The following is a 9,583-nucleotide window of genomic DNA, read 5'->3' on the forward strand; positions in this document are numbered from 1 at the left end:
CTAAGCTGATTCAATAAAAACGTCGTCTAAAAACGTAGTTACAGGTTTCAGACGACGTTTCTGTTTCTAAGATTGCGCTTTCTGAAAAATCTGGCAAAGGTCTCAAACTGCTTAAGCTTTATACGTCATACGTTCCCATTACGCTTGCGCTGTCCAAGATATGTCCTTGCATGGCGAAGTGCAGGTCGTTGAAGCGGAAGCCGCGCGGCAGGTTTAATACGGTGTCGAGTGCGTAAACGATGAGTTCGTAGCGGTGGCGGCAGTTGGGCGGATACATGCCGCCGTAGCCTGTGGCTTCTCCGATGTCCAACTTGCCCAACAGGCTCGCCCAGCTGTTTGCGCCTTGCGTGTAGTCGGTGGCGGTCAGGCTTTCGTTTTCGGCGACGGAGGTACGCTTGAGGTCGGCAATCAGCCAGTGTGTCCACACGAATCCGCTGGCGGTAATGGCGTCTTTGTCTTCCAAAACGACGGCAAAGGATTTCGTGCCTTCGGGCGCGCCGCTGATCTCAAAGGGGATGGAGTAAGTCGGCATATCGTTCGGACTGAACTGACTGCCGCGTTTGCCGTATTTATCTTCAAATTCGCCGTTGACGATGGCTGAAGTCGTTACCTGCATAGTGTTCTCCTGTGGGGTTGGGAAAGAGGTCGTCTGAAAAAGGAAGGCTTGTTCAGACGGAGGGTGGATTGTTCGGTTTGCCGGGCTGCTGTTTTCAGACGACCTGTTTTATACCTGCCAATCTATCGGCGTTATCCCGTTTTCCTGCAAATAGACATTGGCGCGGGAAAAGTGTTTGCAGCCGAAAAAACCGCGATAGGCGGACAGCGGCGAGGGGTGCGGCGCGCTGAGGACGAGATGGCGGCTGCGGTCGATAAACGCGCCTTTTTTCTGCGCGTGGCTGCCCCAAAGCATGAAGACGACGTGTTCGCGGTTTTGGTTGATTTGGTTGACCACTTCGTCGGTAAAGCGTTCCCAGCCTAATGTCGCATGGGAATGCGCCTGTCCCGCGCGGACGGTCAGTACGGTATTGAGCAGTAAAACGCCCTGCTCCGCCCAATGTTGCAGATAGCCGTGTTGCGGGATACGGAAGCCTTCGATGTCGTCCGCCAGCTCTTTGTAAATATTGACCAGCGAGGGCGGGACGGCGACGCCTTCGCGGACGGAAAACGCCAGCCCGTGCGCCTGTCCTGCACCGTGATACGGGTCTTGCCCCAAAATCACGACTTTGACGTTACCGAATTCGGTTGCTTTAAAGGCGTTGAACACGTCTTCGGCAGGCGGATAGATAATCCGCCCCATGCCGCGCTCTTTCTTGACGGTTTCGATGATGTGTTGGAAATAGGATTCGGACTTTTCCGAGCCGATTGCTTCGTGCCAAGTTTGCATGGGGCTGCCTTTGTGAAGGGAGATAGTTGGGATTATAGTGCGGTTGTTTGTAAAAAGGTCGTCTGAAAACCCTGTTTCAGGTTTTCAGACGACCTTTCGTCTTTATTTTTCGTTTTGTTTGTACCAGTTGATGAATTCGTCTGGTTTGACGAAGCCGAGCAAGGGGTCGCTGCGTCTGCCGTCGGCGTGGATGGCGAAAATGCCCGGCGGGCCGTAGATTCCGTATTCTTTGTAGAGTGCCTGATGTTCGGGCGTGTTGGCGGTTACGTCGATTTGGAAGAAGCGTTCCATATCGACGGCTTCATGCACTTGCGGCTGGTTGAGCGTGTAGTTTGCCATTTCTTTGCAGGAAATACACCAGTCGGCGTAGAAATCCAAAACGACGGGTTTGTCGGGGTTGGCTTTCAATGCGGCGTCCATGGCGGCTTTGAGTTCGGCGACGTCGGTGAACATTTTGCCGTGGCCGGTGGTTTTGCCTGCTTCGGACGGGGGAGACAATGTCAGGAAGTGGTGCAGGGCGGTGGTTTGTTTGTTTGCGCTTTGCCAGCCGAACCATGCGCCGCCGATAATGAGCAGGAAGCCTAAAACGGAGGCTGCGGTTTTCAGACGACCTTTTTGTTTGCCGGATTTAACCAGCAACATGACGGCAGGGACGATCATGAGCAGGGTGTACAGCGCGACCACGAGGTAGTAGGGCAGGTGCGGCGTGGCGAGATAGACGGCTACGGCAAGTAGGATGAAGCCGAAGGCGTATTTGATGCCGTTCATCCAGTCGCCTGCTTTGGGCAGGACGTGGCCGCCGAATGTGCCGATGAGGATCAGCGGAACGCCGGTGCCGAGTGCCAAGACATACAGCGCCAGTCCGCCCAAAACGGCATCACCGGTTTGTCCGATATAGCCCAAGGCGAATCCGAGCGGCGGGGCGACGCAGGGGCCGACGATCAGCGCGGAGAGTATGCCCATGACGAAAACGGAGAAGATTTTGCCGCCGGAGAGCTTGCTGCTTTGGTTTTGGAAATAGGATTGGACGGCATTGGGCAGTTGGATGTTGAAGAGTCCGAACATGGAGAGCGCAAGGACGACCATCAGGCCTGCGGCGGCAAGGACGACCCATGCCTGTTGCAGCCATACGGTCAGCAGCGCCCCCGTCAGACCTGCGATGACGCCGACCAGCGTGTAGGTCAGTGCCAAACCTTGCACATACGCTACGGACAGCGCGAAGGCGCGGCCTTTGCCGGCGGTTTTATCGCCGACGATGATGCTGGAAACAATCGGTAAAAGCGGATACATACAGGCGGTAAAGCTCAAGAATACCCCTGCGGTAAAAAACGCCAACAGGTTGGCGTTTAATGTTTCCCAAGATAATTTGAAGCGGCTGCCGTCGTCGTTTTGCGAGGCTTTAGGCGCGGCGGCGGGGGATGGTTTGGCGGAATCGGGTTGCAGGAAGCGGTCTTTGGCGGATATGGGTTCGTCGCTTTGCGGCTGGTACAGGCCGTTGCCATTAATCTCGAAAGACGTGTCCACGGGCGGGTAACATACGCCGGCTTCGGCACAACCTTGATAAGTCAGCGTCAGCTTGTAGGTCGGCGCGGCTTTTTTGTAAGGCCAGTTAACCTGCGCGGCGCGGTGGAACACGGTTTGTTTGCCGAAAAACTCATCTTCTTTGGCTTCGCCTTTGCTGAAAACCGGTTCGCCCAATACGCCTTCAGGCGCGGTAGCGGCGACGATTTTCGATTGGTACATATAGTAGCCGTCGGCGATTTTGAATTCGACGTTGATGCCTTTGTCTGTAACGTTCACTTGCGGCACGAACGCTTTTTCAGGCGGCAGCAAATCGTCGGCATTTACAGCGAACGCGCTGGAACACAGGGCAAAAAAGGCGGTAAAGAAGTAAAGGAGTTTTTTCATGGCGTCTTCTCGGTGGAAGGGTTGAACAGGCGCATTATAAACGCAGCAGCCGTTTATAGGCCTTAATTTATATTAAAGTTGCGATTGAATTTATATTAAAGTTGCGATTGTTTTTATCGTCGCTAGAGGTGAATTATCGGACTGCTTGATAGATGATGCCCGTCGGATTGTCTCTTTTTCATAGCCGATTGGAACGGGAAAGGTCGTCTGAAAACGGATAGGGTAAATTCTGTCCAAACTATCCAAACCATTTTCAGACGACCTTCATGTTTTACCGCTTGAGTACCGGTATCCTGAGCCGTTTAATTGATTTCAGGCTGCGGGACTTTGTGCTGAACGGCGTAAACGGCGGCTTGGACGCGGCTACTGAGGTCAAGTTTTCGCAGCAGGTTTTGAACGTGGACTTTGACGGTGGATTCTGCCAATTCCAAATGACGGGCGATGACTTTGTTGCTGTGTCCGGCGGCGAGGTAGCCTAAGATTTCGAGTTCGCGCGGGGTGAGGGTAGAGAGTGCCTGATCGGTACGCGGTGCGGACGGGGAAATCAGGGATTGGACGAGGCGGGTGGTCATTTCGGGAGAGAAGACGTTGTCGCCGTCCACGGCTTTGCGGATGCTGTCGAGCAGGAAGTCGGCGTTGATGTTTTTCAGCAAAAAGCCGCGCGCGCCGATGCGCATGCATTCGGTCAGGTCGTCGCTGTCTTCGGAAACGGTCAGCATGATGACGGTTTGGTTCGGGTTGACGCCCAAGATTTGTGCCAGTGCTTCGCGGCCGTTCATGACGGGCATGTCAAGGTCGAGTAAGACGACGTCGGGTTTGAGCTGTTCCGCCATTTTGACGCCGGACAAACCGTCGGCGGCTTCTCCGATGACTTCGAAGTCGCTTTGACGGGAGAGCAGGGCTTTGATGCCGCTGCGGAAGAGTGTGTGGTCGTCGATCAGGATAATTTTAATAGTCATGAGAATGTTCTCTTGTGTTTGGGTAGGGTTAGGGTAACGGTTGTACCTTCATCCGGTTTGGAGCTGACTTCTAATTCTGCGTGGATACGTTGGGCGCGTTCGCGCATGATGCCCATGCCGACATGTTCGCCGGAAAGCGTGTCCAGGTGGGCGGGATCGAAACCTACGCCGTCATCGCGGATGATCAGCGTAAAGTCCTGACGGTTGTCAATGCTGACGGTAACGTTGCGTGCCAAGGCGTGTTTGCGGATGTTGGACAGGCTCTCTTGGAGGATGAAGATAATCTGTAACTGCTCATCGTTGTTCAATGCCGCGCCTTCATCCCTCCATTCGGTACTGACGTTGATTTTGGTCTGCCTTTCAAATCGGGTAAGCAGGGCAGAAACGGCTTCAGGGAAGTCTTTGTTACTGATTTTGGTGCGGAAGTTCAGCAGTAGTTCGCGTACGTCTTCATAACATTCCTGCACGCCGTCTTTGATGAAGCGGATATTCTCTTCGGCTTGTTCTTTTTGGTTTGAATAGAATGCGCTTTCCAGCATTTGGACTTGGAGGTTTAGGAAAGTCAATGCTTGTGCGATGCTGTCGTGCAGGCCTTGGGCAATCAGGTTGCGCTCCTGTAAAACGGCAAGCCGGCGGCGTTCTTGCTCGAGGCGGCTGTTGACGATGGAAACGCCTAATTGTCCGCTTAATGTACGCAGCAGTTCGTTGTCGTTGTTATCTAGTTTAAGGTTGTCTGAAAAATACAGGTTTAAAACACCCAGTTCTTCTTCTTGATAGCTGATGGGGAAAACGGCGTGTTTGAGTGCCGTTTTATCCGGGGCAGTATCCGGCTCATCATCCGAATCATCAGGCAGCCCGATGGATGCCACTATGTCCGTGCGTTTGCGTTCGTTATCCCAAAGGCGGATGCTGCCCGCTTCTGCGGAGACGGCAGGCAGGGTGCGCTTGAGAAATTCTTCCGCCGCCTGTTGGGGGGTGAAAGTTTGATGCAAATCGCGGGTAGTTTGATAGAGCAGCGTCAGATCACGGTTTTGTCGCGCCAGGTCTTGAGTTTGACGTGCCACTTGCCCCTCTAAATCGGTATAAAGCGTCTTTAGCCGGCTGCTCATTTGGTTGAAGCCTTTGTTGACTTGGGCAAACTCGCTTATCTGGTCTGTGTCGATCTGAACGCCGAACCTGCCTTGGCTGATGGTCTTTACACCGTCCCTCAGTGTTTCCAAAGGCCGGATAATCCATGCATAGTGCCAGATAATCATCAGTCCCGCCGCCGCAAAAATCATCCCCATCATAATCATTTGAAAGCGGCGCAACCATAGTGTGTTTTTCTCATTGGCGTGTTCCATCGCCTGTAAAAACAGTTCGATATTGGCTGCAAAACGGTAGAGCTTGATTTGGTCGGGGCGTTCGTAACGGCGCAGGACGGGTTGTATGTTGGCTTTCCAGTCTTCAATCAGCGCGGTCTGTATCAGGTCGTAGGCGGGCGGTGTTTCAGAGGGCATCAGCGGGTGTATGGCGTTACTCTGGCTGATGCGGTTGAGGTTTTGTTCGAATTCGCGGATTTGATTGTTGATTTGCGCCTTGGGTGCGCGTTCGCCGACCATGTAGGCAAGGCGGTAAACCTGCGTCCGCAAGTTGCCTGCATCTTCGATAACGGTGGCGGCATTTTGCAGCCTCCAAGAGAGTACCAAAGTCAGAATGACGGACAAAAGGGCGGAGCCGACCCATAATATGGTCAGCAGCTTCAAGCGCGAAGACAGGCTCAGGCGGTCTAAAAAACGGAATGTGAAAGACATAGAAGGTATATGCCGTTGGAAGTTTTCAGTCGGTTACTGTGTAAACATATCATTCATTCGGCTTAGAGGCAATCGGACCGACGAGATGGTCGCCATGAAATAGAGATGACACTGTTTCAATGTAAAATCATGTTATGATAAAATTCAAATTATATGAATTTTATCATAAGCCCGCTCACTCGGATGAAGACTTTCAGACGACATCGGGTAACCAAACCGCTTCACAAAGGATAAATATGAAAATATTTGCGTTGATATCGGCAGGGGGACAGTCAGACGGCGTAGATAAAGGCCTGTTGCTCTGGCAAGGAAAAACGTTGATTGATTGCGTTATCGAAAGGATTAGGCCGCAAGTTGACCATATTGCCATCAGTGCTAACCGTAATTTGGAAAGTTATGCCGTCAGAAGCCCGCACCTGCTGCCGGATGCAAGGCAATGGCGGTATTTGGGCGGATTGGCTGCATTGTGTACCGCTGCCAATGATTTGCAGATTGCCTCTGCCGACTGGCTTTTGGTTGTGCCGTGCGATATGCCTAATTTGCCGGATGATTTGGTAGAAAGGTTTCAGGCAGTTTCTAAAAAAACACCTTTGTGCAATGCCTTTTATATCGAAACACCTGTAACGCCGCATTACAACGTGATGTTCATCCGCCCGCAAATTTTACAAAGTACCGTACCTTATTTGAATTCAGGATTAAGGACGGTGAGGGGGTGGTTGCAGCAACAGCGTGCCCGTGTCTTACAATTTGACCATGATGATTGTTTTATCCGTTACGGAAAATCAAACATTGCCTGAGCCGAAAAATTAAATATATTCAAACTACTGGCATTTATTTGTTGCGAAATGAATGTCATTACACAAAAGGTCGTCTGAAAATTTCAGACGACCTTTTGTGATTGAAGGAGGCTTGGGGTTGCAATATCAGCCGTTAGCCTTGCTTCTGCCTTTGCGCTTGGTTGGCGCGGTATCCGGATTTTTCACCTTGATTTTCACGCTTTTGCTTGGCTTCTTGTCTTTGCGTTTGGCTTTTTCCGTTGCCGTTTTGGCTTTGGCGGTTTTCTTTTTGCCGTTTTCAGACGACGTTGCTGCGCTGGCCGGTTGGACTTTGCTGCGGCGTTTGGCGGTGGGTTTTTCCTGTTTTACAGGCGTTTTCATCGCGTCTTCGATTTCTTTCGCCGTCAGTTTGCGCTTGGTTTTCGAGCCGGGTTGGGCGGTGTTTTTGGTGCGGCGTTTCTTGCCGCTGCTTCCGCCGCTAATCAAGGTCAGGTCGATTTTGCTAGTGTCCAAATCGGCGCGCGCCACTCGGACGCTGACTTTGTCGCCCATGTTGAAACGGATGCCGCTGCGTTCGCCTTCTATCGCCATGATTTCGGGACGGAAGTTGAAATAGTCTTCGCCCAAATCGCTGATGTGTACCAAGCCGTCGATGTGGATGCCGTCCAAGGTAACGAAGAGGCCGAAGTTGGTCATGCCGGAGATTTTGCCTTCGAATATTTCGCCGACTTTATCGCGCATGTAATAGGTTTTCAGCCAGTTTTCCACGTCGCGGCTGGCATCGTCGGCGCGGCGTTCGCAGAACGAGGTGTGTACGCCCAAAGCCTGCCAGCTTTTGCTTGGCGTGTAGGTTTGCTGGTTCAACACGGCTTTGATGGCGCGGTGTACGGTCAGGTCGGGATAGCGGCGGATGGGGGAGGTGAAGTGGGCGTATGCCTCGTAGGCAAGGCCGAAGTGTCCGTCGCAATGCGGTTCGTAAACTGCCTGCTGCATGGAGCGCAACATCATGACTTGCAGCAATTCGGCATCGGGTCTGCCTTTGAATTGTTCGGCAAGCGCGGCATAGTCTTTCGGCGTCGGATTGTCGCCGCCGTCCAGTTGCAAACCCAATAAGCCGAGCTGCTCGCGCAGGGTGGCGAGTTTTTCGGGTGTCGGGCCTAAGTGGTTGCGGAAGAGGGCGGTGTGCTTGTTTTTTATCAGGAACTCTGCCGCGCAGACGTTCGCCGCCAACATACATTCTTCAATCAGCTTATGGGCGTCGTTGCGGACAACGGGCACGATTTTTTCGATTTTGCCGTTGTCGTCGAAAAGCATTTGGGTTTCGACGCTTTCAAACTCCACCGCGCCACGTTCGAAGCGTTTTTTCTGAAGGATTTTGAAGAGTTTGTAGAGAGTGTCGATTTGGGCTTTGTGCGGGTGGTCTAGGTCGTCTGAAATCCAATCCCAGACTTGGTTGTAAGTCAGGCGGGCATGGGAACGCATAACCGCAGGGTAGAAGCGGTATTCTTTAATATTGCCCGCGTAAGTGATTACCATGTCGCACACCATGCACAAACGCTCGACATCGGGATTGAGCGAGCAGATGCCGTTGGACAGGTTTTCCGGCAGCATGGGAATCACGCGGCGCGGGAAGTAAACGCTGGTGCTGCGTTCCTGCGCGTCCGTGTCGATAGCGTCATCGGGGCGGACATAATGGCTGACATCGGCAATCGCCACGACCAAACGGTAATTGCGCCCGATTTTTTCGGCAAACACGGCATCGTCGAAATCGCGCGCCGTTTCGCCGTCTATGGTTACCAAAGGTAAATCGCGCAAATCGACGCGGCCTTTCAAATCGCTTTTGCGAACATGGTCGGGGATTTTTTTCGCGGCTTTGGTACACGCCTCGCTGAATTGGTGCGGCAAATGGTGTTTGCGCACGGCAATTTCGATTTCCATACCGCTGTCGGCATAATCGCCCAATACTTCGATGATTTTCGCCACGGCAGGGCGGTTTTGCTCGGGATAAGTCTCGATTTCGCCGACGATGACCTGACCGGATTCGGGTTTGAAATGCGCGACGCTGTCAGGTTCCAAGACGATGCTTTGGTTCAGGCGTTTGTCTTCCGCTTCCAAAATCGCTACGCCGCGATCCATATAGAAACGTCCGACTACTTTGCTTTGCGCGCGTTCGACAATATCTAAAACCGTTCCTTCACGGCGGCCTTTGCGGTCGATGCCGGCAGGGCGGACGGTCACGATGTCGCCGTGCATGATGCCGCGCATTTGGCGTTCATATAAGACAAAATCGCCGTCTTTGGTGGGCGTGAGCGGTACGGCGAAGCCGAAGCCGTCTTTGTGCGCCTCGACACGGCATTTGACCAAATCCAATTTGTCCGCCGCGCAAACCGCACCGCGACGGTTGATTAAAACCTGACCGTCCCGCGCCATCGCTTTCAGACGACGTTCGAAAAATTCGTACTCTTCTTCCGTAATCGACAATTCGCGTGCCAAGACTTCGATTTTGGACGGCACGCCTTTTTGTTCCAATAATTCAATGATCCACTCCCTGCTTGGCAGCGGATGTTCGTAACGTTGTTTCTCCCGTTTCAAAAACGGGTCTTTTTCTCGTAAATTTAAAGATTTAATATTTTTGTTCATTTTATTGGTTGACATTCTTTTTCTAAAATATATAATGACCGCTTCTTTGCGAAATAGTCAATCACTGTAACGCAAAACAGGAAATAAAGCAAAGCCCAGGTGGCGGAATTGGTAGACGCGCTA

Annotated in this window: 7 protein-coding genes; 1 reads left to right on the plus strand and 6 read right to left on the minus strand. The window is 52.3% G+C overall.

The features are described 5' to 3' along the window. Positions 1-118: 118 nt before the first annotated feature. From HMPREF2907_RS00635 to HMPREF2907_RS00655, 5 genes are all read right to left on the minus strand, one after another. Positions 119-616: a YbhB/YbcL family Raf kinase inhibitor-like protein gene (locus tag HMPREF2907_RS00635; RefSeq protein ID WP_070679128.1), complete on the minus strand. Its 498-nt coding sequence runs from the start codon at positions 614-616 to the stop codon at positions 119-121. Positions 617-724: 108 nt separating this feature from the next. Then, on the minus strand, positions 725-1,384 hold the full coding sequence (gene ung / locus HMPREF2907_RS00640) for a uracil-DNA glycosylase (protein WP_070679129.1): 660 nt from the start codon (positions 1,382-1,384) through the stop codon (positions 725-727). Positions 1,385-1,486: 102 nt separating this feature from the next. Beyond that, on the minus strand, positions 1,487-3,292 hold the full coding sequence (dsbD, locus tag HMPREF2907_RS00645) for a protein-disulfide reductase DsbD (protein ID WP_070679130.1): 1,806 nt from the start codon (positions 3,290-3,292) through the stop codon (positions 1,487-1,489). Positions 3,293-3,594: 302 nt separating this feature from the next. Beyond that, a complete protein-coding gene (locus tag HMPREF2907_RS00650) occupies positions 3,595-4,251 on the minus strand; it encodes a response regulator (RefSeq protein ID WP_003743074.1) in 657 nt (218 codons plus the stop codon). Then, positions 4,248-6,044: a histidine kinase gene (locus HMPREF2907_RS00655; protein WP_070679131.1), complete on the minus strand. Its 1,797-nt coding sequence runs from the start codon at positions 6,042-6,044 to the stop codon at positions 4,248-4,250. The genes HMPREF2907_RS00650 and HMPREF2907_RS00655 overlap by 4 nt, the downstream gene beginning before the upstream one ends. 236 nt (positions 6,045-6,280) lie before the next feature. On the opposite strand from HMPREF2907_RS00655, the gene mobA reads away from it, so the two are divergent. Then, entirely contained in the window at positions 6,281-6,841 is a 561-nt protein-coding gene (mobA, locus tag HMPREF2907_RS00660; RefSeq protein ID WP_039407304.1) for a molybdenum cofactor guanylyltransferase, read from the plus strand. 126 nt (positions 6,842-6,967) lie between these two features. Here the strand turns inward: mobA and rnr are convergent, their stop codons facing one another. Further along, a complete protein-coding gene (gene rnr, locus HMPREF2907_RS00665) occupies positions 6,968-9,460 on the minus strand; it encodes a ribonuclease R (protein ID WP_141754376.1) in 2,493 nt (830 codons plus the stop codon). Positions 9,461-9,583 lie beyond the last annotated feature (123 nt).

This window comes from Neisseria sp. HMSC055H02 (assembly GCF_001813335.1).
Lineage (GTDB): Bacteria > Pseudomonadota > Gammaproteobacteria > Burkholderiales > Neisseriaceae > Neisseria > Neisseria sicca_C.

Coding starts and splice junctions, on each gene's coding strand:
- HMPREF2907_RS00635 (WP_070679128.1), bottom strand. CDS start 616: ATGCAGGTAACGACTTCAGCCATCGTCAACGGCGAATTTGAAGATAAA.
- ung (WP_070679129.1), bottom strand. CDS start 1,384: ATGCAAACTTGGCACGAAGCAATCGGCTCGGAAAAGTCCGAATCCTAT.
- dsbD (WP_070679130.1), bottom strand. CDS start 3,292: ATGAAAAAACTCCTTTACTTCTTTACCGCCTTTTTTGCCCTGTGTTCC.
- HMPREF2907_RS00650 (WP_003743074.1), bottom strand. CDS start 4,251: ATGACTATTAAAATTATCCTGATCGACGACCACACACTCTTCCGCAGC.
- HMPREF2907_RS00655 (WP_070679131.1), bottom strand. CDS start 6,044: ATGTCTTTCACATTCCGTTTTTTAGACCGCCTGAGCCTGTCTTCGCGC.
- mobA (WP_039407304.1), top strand. CDS start 6,281: ATGAAAATATTTGCGTTGATATCGGCAGGGGGACAGTCAGACGGCGTA.
- rnr (WP_141754376.1), bottom strand. CDS start 9,460: ATGAACAAAAATATTAAATCTTTAAATTTACGAGAAAAAGACCCGTTT.